11 protein-coding genes are annotated in these 15,897 nt (G+C 69.4%); 7 read left to right on the top strand and 4 right to left on the bottom strand.

Going from position 1 to position 15,897, the window contains the following annotated elements; all coding sequences use genetic code 11:
• Positions 1-237 precede the first annotated feature (237 nt).
• Positions 238-2,778: a trehalose-phosphatase gene (gene otsB, locus ACFXMV_RS16980; protein ID WP_378503688.1), complete on the bottom strand. Its 2,541-nt coding sequence runs from the start codon at positions 2,776-2,778 to the stop codon at positions 238-240.
• A gap of 14 nt (positions 2,779-2,792) precedes the next feature.
• Positions 2,793-3,455, bottom strand: coding sequence for a cholesterol catabolism transcriptional regulator KstR (gene kstR, locus ACFXMV_RS16975; protein ID WP_378501926.1), 663 nt, complete (start codon positions 3,453-3,455; stop codon positions 2,793-2,795).
• A 129-nt stretch (positions 3,456-3,584) separates the two neighbouring features.
• Between kstR and ACFXMV_RS16970 the strand changes: the two genes are divergently transcribed.
• The 7 genes from ACFXMV_RS16970 (at position 3,585) to ACFXMV_RS16940 (ending at position 11,110) form a co-directional block, all read left to right on the top strand.
• On the top strand, positions 3,585-5,735 hold the full coding sequence (locus ACFXMV_RS16970; RefSeq protein WP_378501925.1) for an acyl-CoA dehydrogenase: 2,151 nt from the start codon (positions 3,585-3,587) through the stop codon (positions 5,733-5,735).
• Positions 5,736-5,815: 80 nt separating this feature from the next.
• Positions 5,816-6,925, top strand: a complete 1,110-nt coding sequence (locus ACFXMV_RS16965; RefSeq protein ID WP_378503687.1) for an acyl-CoA dehydrogenase family protein — start codon at positions 5,816-5,818, stop codon at positions 6,923-6,925.
• On the top strand, positions 6,910-8,076 hold the full coding sequence (locus ACFXMV_RS16960; RefSeq protein WP_378502305.1) for an acyl-CoA dehydrogenase family protein: 1,167 nt from the start codon (positions 6,910-6,912) through the stop codon (positions 8,074-8,076). Before ACFXMV_RS16965 ends, ACFXMV_RS16960 begins: the two co-directional genes overlap by 16 nt.
• Positions 8,073-9,071, top strand: coding sequence for a bifunctional MaoC family dehydratase N-terminal/OB-fold nucleic acid binding domain-containing protein (locus ACFXMV_RS16955; protein WP_378611960.1), 999 nt, complete (start codon positions 8,073-8,075; stop codon positions 9,069-9,071). Before ACFXMV_RS16960 ends, ACFXMV_RS16955 begins: the two co-directional genes overlap by 4 nt.
• Positions 9,068-9,478: a MaoC family dehydratase gene (locus ACFXMV_RS16950; protein WP_378502171.1), complete on the top strand. Its 411-nt coding sequence runs from the start codon at positions 9,068-9,070 to the stop codon at positions 9,476-9,478. The genes ACFXMV_RS16955 and ACFXMV_RS16950 overlap by 4 nt, the downstream gene beginning before the upstream one ends.
• Positions 9,475-10,647, top strand: a complete 1,173-nt coding sequence (locus ACFXMV_RS16945) for a lipid-transfer protein (RefSeq protein ID WP_378502172.1) — start codon at positions 9,475-9,477, stop codon at positions 10,645-10,647. The genes ACFXMV_RS16950 and ACFXMV_RS16945 overlap by 4 nt, the downstream gene beginning before the upstream one ends.
• 88 nt (positions 10,648-10,735) lie before the next feature.
• A complete protein-coding gene (locus ACFXMV_RS16940) occupies positions 10,736-11,110 on the top strand; it encodes a RidA family protein (protein ID WP_378503673.1) in 375 nt (124 codons plus the stop codon).
• Positions 11,111-11,170: 60 nt separating this feature from the next.
• Here the strand turns inward: ACFXMV_RS16940 and ACFXMV_RS16935 are convergent, their stop codons facing one another.
• Together ACFXMV_RS16935 and ACFXMV_RS16930 are read right to left on the bottom strand one after the other, a co-directional pair.
• Positions 11,171-13,513 carry an arylsulfatase gene (locus ACFXMV_RS16935; RefSeq protein WP_378503672.1) on the bottom strand — a complete coding sequence of 781 codons (2,343 nt, stop codon included), beginning with the start codon at positions 13,511-13,513 and terminating at the stop codon, positions 11,171-11,173.
• Between the two features lie 31 nt (positions 13,514-13,544).
• The gene (locus ACFXMV_RS16930) at positions 13,545-15,857 is read right to left on the bottom strand and encodes an arylsulfatase (RefSeq protein WP_378503671.1); all 2,313 of its coding nucleotides are present in this window, start codon (positions 15,855-15,857) and stop codon (positions 13,545-13,547) included.
• Between the last annotated feature and the right edge of the window lie 40 nt (positions 15,858-15,897).

The raw sequence follows: 15,897 nt of genomic DNA, 5'->3' as shown, positions 1-15,897 counted from the left end.
GGGAGAGTAGGACACCGCCGAACATAAATTGCGAATGCCTCGCATTGCAGTCTTGAAAGAGACTGTGATGCGGGGCATTTCGCATATCCAAACCATTTCGGTTGGCCACGCACCGTCACCACTCCACCGACGACCTCCCCAATGTCACATCTAGTAGGCCCACGTGAACCAATGTGACATTGGGGAGGTCCGGGCGCCGCGGCGGCGTGTGGACAACCAGGCGCGCAGGCGACTGGTTCAGCTCAAGAGATGCGCGCAGCGCAGCAGTCCGAGGTGGCTGTAGGCCTGCGGGTGATTGCCGAGCGACCGCTCCGCCACCGGATCGAATTCCTCGCTGAGCAGCCCGGTGGGGCCGGCGGCATCGACCAGCTGGGCGAACAGGGCCTCGGCGTCCGAGCGTTCCCCGATCAGCAGGTAGGCCTCGATCAGCCAGGCCGCGCACAGGTGGAATCCACCCTCGCCGCCGGGCAGGCCGTCGTCGTGGTGGTACCGGTAGACGGTCGAGCCGCTTCGCAGCTCCGCCTCGGTGGCCCGGACCGTCGCGACGAACCGCGGGTCGGTCGGGTCGATCAGCCCGGAAAGTCCGATGTGCAGCGTCGCCGCGTCCAGGTCGGTGCCGTCGTAGGCCGCGGTGTACGAGCGGGCGCGATCGCTCCAGCCACGGTCCCTGACCTCGTCCGCGATGTCCGCCCGCAGCGCCGTCCATCCGGACTCGGACTGTCGCCCGAAACGCTCGGCCAGGGTCAGCGCCCTGTCGACGGTGACCCAGCACATGACCTTCGAGTACACGTGGTGGCGGGGGTTGCCGCGGATCTCCCAGATACCGTTGTCCGGCTCGGACCAGCGGCGCTCGACCGCCGACACCATGGCCTGCACCAGGTTCCAGTCGGCGTCGGTGAGCGCATTGACGATGCCGGCCTTCTCGCGTGCCTGTGCCAGGTGTGAGATCAGGTCGACGATGGGACCGAAGACGTCGAGCTGCACCTGTGAGTTTGCGGCGTTGCCGACCCGGACCGGCCGTGAGCCGGAGTACCCGGGCAGCGAGTCGAGCACGGCCTCGGGCGGCAGGTTGGTGCCGTAGATCGTGTAGAGCGGATGCAGCCGTTCCGGGCCTGGCAGCGTCTCGAGCACCCGGTGCACCCATTCCAGGAAATCCTCGGCCTCGCCGAGCGAGCCGAGTGAGACCAGCGCGGAGGCGGTGAGGGAGGCGTCACGGAGCCAGCAGTACCGATAGTCCCAGTTGCGGACGCCACCGAGTTCCTCCGGCAGTGAGGTGGTGGCGGCGGCGAGGATCGATCCCGAATCGGCGTGCACGAGACCGCGGAGCGTCAGGGCGGAGCGCTTCATCAACCCGCGCTTACGGGAGGGCAGGGTCAGACCGTCGGCCCATTCGCTCCAGTACGACTCCGCGAGTGCCCTGCGCTCCGATTCCGACGTCGACGAGGGACCGAGTTCCGAGGTGCCGCAGCGCAGTTCGAGGACGATCGGCCCCAGTGACGGGTCGATGACCGCGCGTGCGGTCTGCTGAACACCGTCGCTGGTGATCTCCCATTCGACGCCGGGGGAGCGCAGCACCAGCGGATCATTGGTGCCGTACACCCGAAGGCCGTCGGCCTCCTGCTCGAGGTGCACCTGCACCTGCCCGAACTCCGGGCGGGGAGCGAAGGTGACGACGGCCTTGGCCTGTCCGGTGATCACGCGGATCAGGTCGGTGCGGCCCTGGTCGACATCGTGTGGCAGGTAGTCGGTGACCTGCAGGCTGGCCCAACGGGTCTCGACGGTCATGGTGCCGTCCACGTACCGCTGGCTCAGGGGCAGTGCTTCCCGCCGGGGTCCTACGGTGAAGTGGCCGGCACCGAGCCCGCCGAGCAGGTGTGCGAACACCGCGGCGGAATCGGGCTCCGGATGGCAGAACCAGGTCAATGTGGCATCGGGGGTCAGCAGCGCGACCGATCGGGGGCTGGCCAGCATGCTGAGCCGCTCGATCGGGGTGGCACTGTCGCCGTGTAGCCAGGTTCGCCGCTCCTCGAGCAGGAACGCCAGCGCGGCGGAGACGTCCTCGGTGCTCTCCACCCGGAACTCGGCGAGCGACTCGCCGTCGCCCACCTTGATGCCGAGATCGGGGCCCTGGAGCCGGCTGAAGGCCTTCTCGTCGGTGACATCGTCGCCGAAGAACACGGTGGCCGACGCGCCCTCGCGATGCCGGAGGATGTCGAGCGCCTCGCCCTTGTCGGTGGCGATGACGGCCAGTTCGATCACGGACTTGCCCTCGGTGACCTGCACGCCGGGCCAGGTTGCGGGACCGCCGCGGACCCGGGACAGTGCCGCGTCCGCGACCTCGGGACTGGCGTTGCGGACGTGCAGGGCGGCGCTGGCGGGCTTGATCTCGACGGTGACACCCGCGCCGGCGGCGGCCACGGTCTGCAGTTCCTCGGTGATCTCCCGCAGCAACCGCTTGGCGTCGTCGTCGATCTCGTGCACGAAGCCGACGTCGAACTCGGAGCCGTGGCTGCCGACCAGTTGCACCTCGACGGGCAGCCGGGACAGCATCGCCAGGTCCCGGAGCGCACGGCCCGAGATGACCGCCGACGTGGTGGCAGGCAGGCTGGCCAGTGCGCGCAGGGCGCGCACCGCTTCCGCGTGTGGGAAGGCCTTGGCTGGATCGGAGACGATGGGCGCCATCGTGCCGTCGTAGTCGGACGCCACGAGGAGCCGCGGCGTCCTCGCGACGGACACGAGACGCCTGCGGAGCTCGACGGGTAGGTCTTGCGCACTCACTGCGCGAAGTCTACTTACGCGAGGCCCGGATCCTTGTAACCTCCGCCGAGAAGAAGTTCGACGGTCAGTTCCAGGCGCTTGGCGACGTCCGTTGCGGAGGAGCGACGGGTGAGCCACGCGACGAGATTGGACAGCCACACATCGGAGATGACGCGGGCGATCGCGAGCTGTTCTTCGGATGGGTCTCCGTCGCTCATGGCCCGCGCGAACAGCGAGTCCATCAGCTTGCCCACCTGATCGACCTCGGCGGCGGCGGAGGCGTCGGCAAACATGAACGCCCGCGTCATGGCCTCGGTCAGCAGCGGATCGCGTTGCATCGCCCGGGTGATCTGGCCGAGGATCAGGTGCATCCGGGCAATCGGGGTGTCTCCGGGCGGCAGCTTCTTGCGCGCGTCGATCTTCTCGAACTCGCGGGAGAGCGAGGACACCAGGAGGTGGACCTTCGACGGGAAGTATCGGTAGAGGGTTCCCACCGCGACATCGGCCCGCTCGGCGACGGCGCGCATCTGCACGGCCTCGTAGCCGCCCTTGGACGCGAGGGCCAGGGTGGCGTCGAGGATCCGCTTGCGACGCTCGCGCTGCGCGTTGGAACTGAGATCCTCGTCGGTCAGCGTCGAGACGGCCCCGTTGTTCGCGCCGGACTTAGCCGCGGAACGGGTTCGAGATGAGGAGGTCATCCACAGATTCCTTGATATCGGCGAGTAGTTGAGTTCTTGCAGTTCGTGCCAGGTCTTGACTCTTACCCGGCACTCATATTAGAACACGTTCTAGACAAATTTGTCAGTAATGAAAGGTTGGCCTTCCTTGTGACGATTGCCACGACAGACGAGCAGCGTGCCGTACAGGAATCGATTCAGGCCTGGGCGCGGGCGACGAACCCGATCGAGACGCTACGGCAGGGGCCCGCGGATTCGTGGCGGTCACACTGGTCCGCCATCGCGGACCTCGGTTTGTTCTCGGTCGCCCAGGCCGAGGAGGTCGGCGGCGCCGACGGCGAGATCGTCGACCTCGCAGTGATGCTCGAGCAGGCCGCGGCGTCGCTGGCCGCGGGTCCGGTGCTCTCGACCGCGCTCGCGGCGCTGGTCGTCGGACGCAGCGGCGACGCGGCGGCGAAGCAGTGGGGCCCGGAGCTGGCGGAGGGTAACTTGCCCGTCGGCGTCGTGGTCGACGGTGTCGTGGCTGCGGAGGCCGACGGCGACGGCGGGCTGGTCCTCAGTGGCGAGGCCGGACTCGCGCTCGGCGGCGCGCCCGGTGTCGGCGTGTTGCTCGCGGCCGCGCGCGGCGACGACATCGTGTGGTGCCTCATCGACGCCGAGGCGGACGGACTGACCGTCGAGGCGCTGGAGAACGTGGACGTGAGCACCCCGCTGGGCCGAGTGTCCTGTGCGGGTGTCCGGGTCGGCGCGGACCGGATCGTCGCCGGGCTGCGCCCCGGATTGGTCAGGGACCTGGCCGCGACGCTTGCTGCCGCGGAGGCGGCGGGTGTGGCGGGTTGGTGCCTGCGGACCGCGGTCGACTACGCGAAGATCCGCGAGCAGTTCGGCAAGCCGATCGGCTCGTTCCAGGCCATCAAGCACCTGTGCGCCGAGATGCTCTGTCGCGTGGAGCAGACCAGGGCGGTGGCCTGGGATGCGGCCGTTGCGGCCGAATCGGACGCCGAACTGCCGATCGCGGCCGCCGTCGCGGCCGCGGTGGCGCTCGACGCCGCGGTGGACACCGCCAAGGACTGCATCCAGGTGCTGGGCGGCATCGGTTTCACCTGGGAGCACGACGCGCACTTCTACCTGCGGCGAGTGCTCTCGCTGCGCCAACTGCTCGGCGGCAGCGCGCTCTGGCGCGCGCGGGTCGCGGAGCTCACCCAGGCGGGCGAGCGTCGGCACCTGACCGTCGACCTGGGCGACCTCGAGGCCTCACGCGGGGCGGTCCGCGCCGAGCTGGAGTCGATCGCGGCGTTGCCGGAGGATGAGCGCCGGGTCGCATTCGCGGAATCCGGTTACCTGGCGCCGCACTGGCCCCTGCCCTACGGCAAGTCCGCCAAGGCCGCCGAGCAGATCCTGATCGGAGGGGAGCTGGTCCGCGCCGGGCTGGAGACGCCGAACCTGGTCATCGGCTGGTGGGCGGTGCCGACGATCCTCGAGCACGGCACGCCGGAGCAGATCGAGCGTTTCGCGGTGCCGACCCTGCGCGGCGACGTCGTCTGGTGCCAGCTGTTCAGCGAGCCGGGCGCGGGATCTGATCTCGCCGCGCTGCGCACCACCGCCGAGAAGGTGGACGGCGGTTGGCGGCTGCAGGGCCAGAAGGTCTGGACTTCGCTTGCCCGCGAGGCGGATTGGGCGATCTGCCTGGCCCGCACGGACAAGGATGCGCCCAAGCACAGGGGCATCACCTACTTCGTGGTGGACATGCGCAGCGCCGGCATCCGGATCTCGCCGCTGCGGGAGATCACCGGCGACGCACTGTTCAACGAGGTGTTCCTCGACGACGTGTTCGTGCCCGACGACGGCGTGGTCGGGCAGGTCAACGGCGGCTGGAAGCTGGCCAGGACCACCCTGGCCAACGAGCGCGTCGCGATGAGTGGCGGATCCTCGCTCGGCAAGGCCATGGAGGAGCTGCTCGAGCTGGCCGGGCGCGGGGGGCCGAACGCCGTCACCGCAGACCGGATCGGGTTCCTGATCGGCGAGGCCATGGTCGGCTCGCTGCTCGAGCACCGCACCACCCTGCGTCAGCTCGACGGCCAGGACCCCGGTCCGGAGTCGAGTGTGCGCAAACTGGTCGGTGTCCGGCACCGGCAGGCGGTTGCGGAGTTCGCGCTGGAGCTGTCCGGGACGGCCGGAGCCGTCGAGGGACCGTTGTCCCGGGAGTTCCTGAACACCAGGTGCCTGTCGATCGCGGGCGGCACCGAACAGATCCTGCTCACTGTCGCCGCCGAGCACCTGCTCGGATTGCCGCGCGGCTGACCACGTCGGCGGGGCCGACAATCACCACAGCGCCGCAGGTAACAACGGCGCCACGCACCTCGACAGGACGGATTTTTCAGGTGGACTTCACTTTTGGCAGTGAGCAGCAGGCGGTGGCCGAGGTGGCCGCTGCCGTGCTGCAGACGGCCGCGAGCGCCGAGGCGCTCGCGGCCATGGACCGGGGCGCCCCCGTGTGGGACGCGACGCTGTGGCAGCGGCTGGCCGACGAGGGCGTGCTCTCGTTGGCGTTGCCGGAATCGCTCGGCGGCGACGATCTGGGCATCGCCGAGATCGGCGTGCTGCTGAACCAGGTCGGTCGGCACGCGGCGCAGGTCCCGGTTCTCGAGACCCTCGGCTTCGGCGTGCTGCCGTTGCTGGCGCTCGGCGGCGACCCGCAGCGCTTCCTCGCCGGGGTCCCCGGCGGCGCAATCCTCACCGCGGCGCTCGCCGAGCCGGGCGCGCCGCTGCCCACATCGCCTGCGACGACCGCGACCGCGGACGGCGACGGGTACCTCGTGACCGGCCGCAAGGTCGGGGTGCGGTACGCGGAGCAGGCGGCCTTCGTGCTGGTGCCGACGTCGGCCGGGGTGGCCGTCGTGGCGCCCGACGCCGAGGGCGTCACGCTGACCCGCACGTTCACCGCGTCGCTCGCCCCCGAGTACACGATGGCGCTCGACGGCGTGCGCGTCGACTCGGGCGCGCTGCTCACCGGCGCCCCTGTCGAGGCGCTGTACCGGATCGCCCTCGCCACGGTCGCCGCGCAGGCCGCCGGACTGGGCAGCGGGATGACGAAACTCACTGCCACCCATGTGAGTACGCGCGAGCAGTTCGGGAAGCCGATCGCGGCGTTCCAGGCGGTCTCGCAGCAGGTCGCCGACTCCTACGTCACCGCCCGCACGCTGGAGCTGGCCGCCATCTCGGCGTGCTGGCGGCTGGCGGAGGGCCTCGACGCCACCGAGGACACCTCGGTCGCCGCCTACTGGCTGGCCGAGCAGTTGCCGGTGGCGATGCAGCAGTGCAGCCACATGCACGGCGGTCTCGGAGCCGACGTCACCTACCCGGCGCACCTGTACTACGAGCAGACCAAGGATCTCGTCCGCCTCGTCGGCGGCCCGTCGTCCCGTCTGGCCATTCTCGGCGCCCTCAGCGCCCGCGACCTCGGTGTGGAGGCAGCATGCTCATCGATCTGACCCCGGAGCAGAAGAAGTTCCAGGCGGAACTGCGCAAGTACTTCGCCGACCTGATCTCGCCGGAGGAGGCCGAGATCATGCTCACCGACCGGCACGGCCCGGTCTACCACGAGGTGATCCGCCGCATGGGCCGCGACGGCTGGCTCGGCGTTGGATGGCCGAAGGAGTTCGGCGGCAAGGGGTTCGGTGAGATCGAACAGCAGATCTTCACCAACGAGGCGGTCCGCGCGGACGTGCCGCTGCCGTCCGTGACGCTGCAAACGGTCGGCCCCACCCTGCAGGTGTACGGCACCGAGGAGCAGAAGCAGAAGTTCCTGCCGGGCATCCTGACCGGCGAGGTGCACTTCGCCATCGGCTACACCGAGCCCGAGGCGGGCACCGACCTCGCCGCGCTGCGCACCACCGCGGTCCGCGACGGCGACGACTACATCGTGAACGGCCAGAAGTACTTCACCACCGGCGGCCACGCAGCCGACTACATCTGGCTGGCCGTGCGCACCGGTACCACCGAGGACCGGCACCGCGGCATCACGATCCTGATCGTGGACACCACCGACCCGGGCTTCTCCTCGACGCCGGTGATCACCGCCGACGGCGCGCACCACGTCAACGCCACCTACTACGAGAACGTGCGCGTGCCCGCCTCGATGGTGGTCGGCGAGGAGAACAAGGGCTGGCGGCTGATCACCACCCAGCTCAACCACGAGCGCGTCATGCTCGGCCCGTCCGGCCGCGTCGGCGGACTCTACGACCATGTCAGCGAGTGGGCCACGCGTCCCGGACCCGACGGCGCCCCGCTGGCCACGCAGCCGGACGTGCAGCGCGCGCTCGGCGAGATCCGCGCGATCTACCGGCTCAACGAGCTGCTCAACTGGCAGGTGGCCTCGCAGACCGGCGCACTCGACATGGCCGACGCGTCGGCCACCAAGGTGTTCGCCACGGAGCAGATCCAGCGGATGGGCAGGCTCGCCGAGGAGGTCGTGGGGCGCTGGGGCGACCCGGCCGACCCGGAGACCGGGCACCTGCTGCGGTGGCTGGACGCGCAGACCAAGCGCAACCTCGTCATCACGTTCGGCGGCGGCGTCAACGAGGTCATGCGCGACCTCATCTCCACCGCCGGACTGGGCCTGCCGAAGGTGGCACGCCGATGAGTGAGAACGAGATCCTCGCTGCGGCGCAGCGGGTTCGGGACAGCGGCGCGAGCAAGGCGCGCAGCGGTCGGGATCCGATCAACATGCCGATGATCCGCAACTGGGTCGAGGCGATCGGCGACGAAAACCCCATCTACGTCGACGAGGACGCCGCGATCGCCGCAGGGCACGGCGGGCTCGTCGCGCCCCCCGCCATGGCGCAGGTGTGGACGATGCGGGGGCTCGGTGCGGTCCGCGAGGAGGACGACCCCCTCGGCCGGATGACCGAGATCCTCGACGAGGCCGGCTACACCTCGGTGGTCGCCACCAACTGCGACCAGACCTACCACCGTTACGTTCGGCCGGGCGAGGAGGTGACGATCGAGTCGGTCCTCGAAGACGTTGTGGGACCGAAGAAGACGGGTCTGGGTGAGGGCTGGTTCTTCACCACCCGCAACTTCTGGAAGGTGGGCGACGAGGTCGTCGCCGAGATGTTGTTCCGGATCCTGAAGTTCGCGCCCCCGGCGAAGGCGGAGGCCGCTCCGGCGAGCGCGACGTCGAGCCTGGGTGAGTCCCTCGACGACCTGAACCCGGACCGCATGCTGCGACCGTCCGTCTCACGGGACACCGAGTTCTTCTGGGAGGGCGTGGCCGCTCACGAGCTGCGCCTCCAGCAGCGGCCCGACGGCTCGCTACAGCACCCGCCGGTGCCTGCGATCTGGAAGGACAAGTCCGAGCGCACCGACTACGCCGTCGCGTCCGGGCTTGGCACCGTGTTCTCCCACGTCGTGCACCACGCGCCGAAGGTGCCCGGCCGCTCGCTGCCGTTCGTGGTCGCGCTCGTCGAACTCGACGAGGGCGTGCGGATGCTCGGTGAGCTGCGGGGGGTCGACCCCGCCGACGTGCGCATCGGCGCGCGGGTACAGGTGGAGTTCCTGGACCTGCCCGGCGACGACGAGACCGACCAGAAGCCGTGGACGCTGTACGCGTGGCGTCCCGTGAAGGAGCAGGCATGAGTAACACACTCGAGGTAGCAGTGGGGGAGACCCTGCCCGCTCTGTCGATCCACGGCGACCCGACGTTCATCGTGTCGACGGCGTTGGCCACCAGGGACTTTCAGGATGTCCACCACGACCGCGACAAGGCGCAGCAGCGTGGCTCGAAGGACATCTTCGTCAATATCCTCACCGACACCGGCCTGGTGCAGCGGTTCGTCACCGACTGGGCCGGTCCGCGCGCGGTGATCAAGTCGATCAAGTTGCGACTCGGGGTGCCGTGGTACGCCTACGACACCCTGACCCTGACCGGCAGTGTCGCGTCCGTCGAGGACGGGCTCGTGACCCTCGACATCGTCGGCAAAGACAGCCTCGGCGACCACATCAAGTCGACCGTCACCCTCGTCATGGACGGAGCAGCCCAGTGACCGACATCCTTTCGGGCAAGGCGGCGATCGTCGGCATCGGTGCCACCGACTTCTCCAAGGACTCGGGGCGCAGCGAACTGCGGCTGGCAGCTGAGGCGGTGCAGGCCGCGCTCGACGACGCCGGCCTGAAGCCCTCGGACGTGGACGGGCTGACCTCGTTCACGATGGACACCAACACCGAAGTGGCCGTGGCCCGTTCGGTCGGGATCCCGAACCTGAAGTTCTTCTCCCGCATCCACTACGGCGGCGGCGCGGCCTGCGCGACCATCCAGCAGGCGGCGATGGCGGTGGCCACCGGCGTGGCCGACGTCGTGGTTGCGTACCGCGCGTTCAACGAGCGCTCGGGAATGCGCTTCGGGCAGGTCAATTCGGCGTTGGTGCAGCAGGTGAACTCGTCCGGCACGGACAACGCCTTCTCGTACCCGCACGGCCTGAGCACCCCGGCGTCGTTTGTCGCGATGATCGCGCAGCGGTACATGCACGTGTACGGCGCCACCAGCGCGGACTTCGGGCAGGTCGCGGTCGCCGACCGCAAGCACGCGGCGACGAACCCGAACGCCTTCTTCTACGGCAAGCCGATCACCATCGAGGACCACCAGAACTCGCGGTTCATCGCCGAGCCGTTGCACCTGCTGGACTGCTGCCAGGAGACCGACGGCGGCATCGCGATCGTGGTTACCTCCCCGGAGCGGGCCAAGGACCTGCCGAACACGCCGGCGATCATCGCCGCCGCGGCGCAGGGCAGCGGGGCGGACCAGTACATCATGACCAGCTACTACCGGGACGGCCTGAGCGGCCTGCCGGAGATGGGTCTGGTCGGCGACCAGCTCTGGGCGCAGTCGGGTCTGCGTCCGCAGGACATGCAGACCGCGGTCCTCTACGACCACTTCACCCCGTACGTGCTGATGCAGCTCGAGGAGCTCGGCTTCTGCGGCCGCGGTGAGGCCAAGGACTTCATCGCCGACGGCGCCATCGAGCTGGGTGGGCGGCTGCCGCTGAACACCCACGGCGGTCAGCTGGGCGAGGGCTACATCCACGGCATGAACGGCATCGCCGAGGGCGTCCGTCAGATCCGAGGTACCTCGGTGAACCAGGTTCCGGATGTGCAGAACGTGCTCGTCACCGCCGGCACCGGCGTCCCGACGTCGGGCCTGGTGCTCACGGCGTAGGCGGCTCCACCACCCGTGCGCGCTTCTGGTAGGGGCTACTACCAGAAGCGCGCACGGGTGCGTAGCGCCTCACTCGAAGGGAATTGGCATGGGACAGGGAAACGAGAACTGGGAAGAGGAGTTCGAGTACTCGGACGCCGTGCGCGCGGGCGACCTGTGGTTCCTCTCGGGGCAGGTCGGTCTCGAGGCCGACGGAACCGTTCCGGACGACATCGAGCGGCAGTACAGGTTCGCCTTCGATGCGCTGCTGGGGGTGCTGCGCAAGCAAGGCTGCACGTCCGCGGACGTGGTCGAGCTGACCACCTTCCACGTCGACTACCCGCAGCACCTGCCGGAGTTCATGAAGGCCAAGGCGCGGTTCCAGGGTGATGCGCGGCCGGCGTGGACCGCGGTGGGCGTCGCGGCGCTCGCCATGCCGGGCACGCTCGTGGAGATCAAGGCCGTCGCACGCGCCCGCGACTGACCTGCCGCGCCGACACGGTCGGTGGGCGCCGAGACCCGGCACGCACCGACCGGTGGAGGATCAGTGCGTGGCGAGTGCGATGCGGTCGCGTTCCTGCGGGCTGACGGCGTCGGCCGCAGGCGGCAGGTCGACCCGCACCTGTTCGAGACGCCCGGTGAACGCGAACCGGCCCACGATGTCGTCGCACACCGGGCTGCCGCGGTTGACGCCGACGTCGAGCTGTTCGTTCATGCTGAAGATCGCACGGGTGGTCTCCTCGATCCGTTCCCGCGCCACCTCGACCCCGTTCACCGACAGGATCGCCGTGCCGCCCTTGCCGATTCCGCCTCCGTCGTAGACGAACTCGAGGCGCACCTCGCGGGTGTCCGCGGCCAGTTCGACGTCCGGGCGGACGAAGGTCAGCCCTCCGCCGCTGAAGTTGTAGCAGAACACCGGCTTCGAGTCGGCGACGTACAGCGCCAACCCGCCGAAGCGTCCACCGAGACTGGCCAGCACGCCCTCGCACGGCCGGCCGCCGGTCGTGAGCGAGGCGGTGATCACGTACGAACGATTGAACAGCGGCGGCGCGGCCTTCTCGACGAGTCCGTTCATGTGCGGGTACAGCGTCAGGCTGGTCCGTCCGCGCAGCGGGTGCGGTGGGCGGTCCTTCGGCGCCGCGTTCCGGGTCACGGTTCGGTCGTCGAGCGGGAGCACCTGGTACCGCGCCGCCTCGACGAGGAACTTCTGTTGCAGCTCGGCCAGCTTCTCGGGGAATTCCGCCGCCACGTCGCGTGCCTGTGACCAGTCGGTGCGGGTGTCGTACAGCTCCCACCGGTCCTCGTCGAAGGCAGGCAGGGTAAGCCCGTGCGTGGCCATCAGCCACGGCGCACGGTGCAGCGTCACGGCCGTCCAGCCGTGGTCGTAGATGCCCCGGTTGCCGTAGATCTCGAAGTACTGCGTGGTGTGTCGGTCCGGTGCGTCGGCGTCGGCGAAGGTGTAGTTCATCGCCACCCCCTCCATCGGCTGCTGCGGCACGCCGTCGACGGTGCCCGGCGCAGGCACCCCGACCGCCGCGAGGATTGTCGGGGTGATGTCCACGCAGTGATGCCATTGGTGTCGCAGGCCGCCGGTGTCCGTGATGCCCTTGGGCCAGTGCGCGATCAGTCCGTTACGCGTGCCGCCGTAGTGCGAGGCCGCCTGCTTGGTCCACTGGTACGGGGTGTCGAGGGCCATCGCCCACGACGCCGGGTAGTGCGGGTAGCTGGCCGGGGTGCCCAGCTCGTCGAACCGCTCGAGCACCTCGGCGGTGGTCTGCCGGTACCCGTTGAGGCCGGCGAGGTAGTTGAACGAGCCCTCCATGCCGCCCTCCGCGGAGGCGCCGTTGTCGCCGAGCATGTACAGCACCAGCGTGTCGTCGAGCATGCCCAGCTGTTGCAGCCGGTCGACGAGCCTGCCGACCTGGTCGTCGGTGTGCTCGAGGAACGCCGCGTACAGCTCCATCAGCCGCGCCGAGACCGCCTTCTGGTCATCGCCCAGTTCGTCCCAGTGCGGCAGGTCGGGCGCCCACGGCGCGAGCTCGGTCTCCGGCGGGACCACACCGAGCTGCTTCTGCCGCTCGAGGGTGATCTCCCGCTGGCGGTCCCAGCCGTGGTCGAACTCGCCCCGGTACTTGTCGAGGTAACTGTCCGGAACCTGCAGCGGCGCATGGCAGGCACCAAACGGCAGGTAGCAGAACCACGGCTTGTCCGGGTCCATCGTGGTGACCGACTCGATCCACTCCATGGCGCGGTCCGTGAGGTCCTCCGACATGTGGTAGCCCTCTTCGGGCGTGGTGGGCGGATCGACGATGGTGAAGTCCCGGTACAGGACCGGTGCGAACTGGTCCGACTCGGCGCCGAGGAAGCCGTAGAAGCGGTCGAACCCCTCACGGGTGGGCCACCGGTCGAACGGCCCGGCCTCGCTGATCTCCCAGGTGGGCGTTTGGTGCATCTTGCCGAACGCACCCGTGGCGTAACCGTTGCCCTGCAAGATCCGGGCCACCGTCGCCGCCGAGTCGGGCCTGGTCCCGTTGTAACCCGGTGCGGCCGTGGCCTGTTCGGCGATCACGCCGAATCCGACGCTGTGATGGTTGCGTCCGGTCAGGGTCGCCGCCCGCGTCGGCGAGCACAATGCCGTGGTGTGGAAGCGGGTGTACTTGACGCCGTCGGCGGCCAGGCGGTCGGCGGTCGGGGTGCGGACCGGACCGCCGAACGCCGACGCGGCGCCGAACCCGACGTCGTCGAGCATCACCAGCAGGACGTTGGGCGCGCCGGCAGGCGGCCGCACCGGCTGCGGCCGGACGAACGGCTCCGCCTGGTTGCGGTAGTCGACCGAGGCGGGGGGTTGAGGCTGTGACTTGACGATTGGAATCGAGTGACGGTTCATGGGGTCCTCCGAGAGAGTCTGCGCGAGAGGGTCACTGGGTGGCCATGCCCAGTTCGCGGAAGTGGTCGATCATCATGGGGAAGGCGTCGGGCGCCAGGTCACCGGGAACGTAGGTGACGCCCGCGATCCGCCCGCTGTAGCGGAAGGTGCCGTACTTTCGAGCCAGTTCCCAGGACACCGGGGAGCGGCGGGCGACGCCGACGTTGATCCCGTTGTAGGGCACCAGCCAGGACAGCTGAATGAAGTCGTCGGACCGCAGTACGACCTCGTCGTCGATGCGGATCTCCACCGACCAGCGGGCCTTGCCGGGTGCGGTGACGGCGACGGTGATGCGGCTGCACTGTGCAGGCAGCCGCACCGGCGGTGCCTCGATCATCCGGCTGAACGCGTTCTCCACAAAGTGCAGGAACCCGTCCTCGACGTAGAGGACGTAGCCGCCCTCCTGCCCGCCGTGCGATACGAGAACCCCGCTGTCGGCCAGGGTGAAGGCCTCGAGATCCACCACGATCTCGAACGAGCGGCCGTCGATCAGGTGGCCGGACCGGAAGCGTTCGAGGGTGGGGGTGCAGGGCAGCAGGGTCACCGGCCGGGCGAACCGCTGCTCGTGCGGCGGACGCTGGAACCAGTGCAGCGGGGTGCCATCCGCCATCGGCAGCACCTGGTTCTCGCCGGCGGCCTCCTCCCACGCCCGCACCAGCTCCGCCACCCGCTCCGGGTGCTCCGCGGCGAGGTCGCGACACTGGGTGAGGTCGTCGGACAGGTCGAACAGCTCCCACCGGTCGTCCCGGAACGGGGTCAGCGGGGTGCGGACCGAGACCGCCTCCCAGCCCTCGCGGAGGTAGGCGCGGTCGCCGAAGGACTCGTAGTACTGCTCGCGGTGGTCGGACGGATGGTCGGCCGAGCGCAGCGTCGGTACCAGGCTCACCCCGTCGAGGTCGCGGCCGCGGCGGCCGTGCCGTTCGAGGGTGACCGGAAGCCCGATCAGGTCCATCAGGGTCGGCACCACGTCGGTCACGTGCGCGTACTGGTGCCGGATCTCGCCGCCGACTCCGTCCAGGCCGCGCGGCCAGGAGATCAGGAACGGCACCTGGTGCCCGCCGCGGAAGGTGCTGAACTTGTGCCGCCGGAAGGGGGTGTTCGAGGTGGTGGCCCAGCCAACCGGGATGGCGGGCCAGGAGGTGGGTCCGCCGATCTCGTCGATCCGGGCGAGCTCGACGGGCAGCCGCTGCGCCACCGTGCGCTTGGCGGACCGGTCCAGGTTGCCGAGGTGATTGAACACGCCGATGTCGGTGCCGCCATCGCCTGCCGCGCCGTTGTCACTGAGGAACACGAAGACCGTGTTGTCCAGCTGGCCGAGACGATCGAGGACCTCACGGATCCGGCCGACGCTCTCGTCGATGGAGGTGACCATGGCGGCGTAGACCTCCATGTACCGGGCGGCCAGTCGCTGACCGTCCGCGCCGAGGTCCGCCCAGGCGGGCACGTCGGGTCCGGTGGGATCATCCAGCGGCGCAAGGGTGGCGGACCGGGGAATCAGGCCCAGCTCCTGCTGGCGGGTGAACCGGCGATGCCGGATGGCGTCCCAACCCTCCTCGTACGCCCCGCGGAAGGACTCGATGTACGAGTCCTTGGCGTGCAGCGGGGTGTGCACCGCGCCGTGCGCGTAGTACAGCAGGAAGGGCTTGTCCGGGTCGGATGCCACGCTGTCGCAGATCATTTCGGTGGCACGCCGGGTCAGGTCGTCGGTGAGGTAGTAGCCCTCGGGATAGTCGTCGACGTGCAGCGGGTTGTTGCCCTCGTACAGCTGGTGCGGGTGGTGGAAGTTGGTCTGCGCCTCCAGGAACCCGTAGAACTGGTCGAATCCGCGTTGCAGCGGCCAGGAGTGGCGGTCCCCGGCCGCGTTGAGATCACTCTCCTTGCACAGGTGCCACTTGCCGATCATCAAGGTGCTGTACCCGTTGCCCCGCAACATTTCCGCGAGGGTCGGCTGGTCGGCGGGCAGCTCGCCCGCGTAGCCGGGGAACCCGGGGTCGGTGTTGCAGACGGCGCCGACACCCACGGCGTGCGCGTTGCAGCCGGTCAGCAGCGCCGCCCGGGTGGGCGAACACATCGAGGTGACGTGGAAGTCCGACATCCGCACGCCCTCCTCGGCGACGGCGTCGAGGTGCGGGGTGGGGATCTCCGATCCGAAGGGGGCGATGTCGGAGTACCCCATGTCGTCGACGATCATCACGACGACGTTCGGCGCGTCGGCAGGCGCCTGCGTCCGCGGCGGCCACCACGGCTCGGAGGTCGACAGGCTGGTGGTGATCCGGCCCGGAAACTCGGTGTTCTCTGCGGTCATGGATTGCTCCCTGTACGGGTCGGGGCGGGCGTATGGGATA

This window comes from Rhodococcus sp. NPDC059179 (assembly GCF_042754885.1).
In the GTDB taxonomy this organism is placed as follows: Bacteria; Actinomycetota; Actinomycetes; order Mycobacteriales; family Mycobacteriaceae; genus Rhodococcus_G.
This window is presented reverse-complemented; position numbering and strand designations above follow the sequence as displayed.

Coding starts and splice junctions, on each gene's coding strand:
- kstR (WP_378501926.1), bottom strand. CDS start 3,455: ATGACCTCCTCATCTCGAACCCGTTCCGCGGCTAAGTCCGGCGCGAAC.
- ACFXMV_RS16960 (WP_378502305.1), top strand. CDS start 6,910: ATGCTCATCGATCTGACCCCGGAGCAGAAGAAGTTCCAGGCGGAACTG.
- ACFXMV_RS16955 (WP_378611960.1), top strand. CDS start 8,073: ATGAGTGAGAACGAGATCCTCGCTGCGGCGCAGCGGGTTCGGGACAGC.
- ACFXMV_RS16950 (WP_378502171.1), top strand. CDS start 9,068: ATGAGTAACACACTCGAGGTAGCAGTGGGGGAGACCCTGCCCGCTCTG.
- ACFXMV_RS16940 (WP_378503673.1), top strand. CDS start 10,736: ATGGGACAGGGAAACGAGAACTGGGAAGAGGAGTTCGAGTACTCGGAC.
- ACFXMV_RS16935 (WP_378503672.1), bottom strand. CDS start 13,513: ATGAACCGTCACTCGATTCCAATCGTCAAGTCACAGCCTCAACCCCCC.
- ACFXMV_RS16930 (WP_378503671.1), bottom strand. CDS start 15,857: ATGACCGCAGAGAACACCGAGTTTCCGGGCCGGATCACCACCAGCCTG.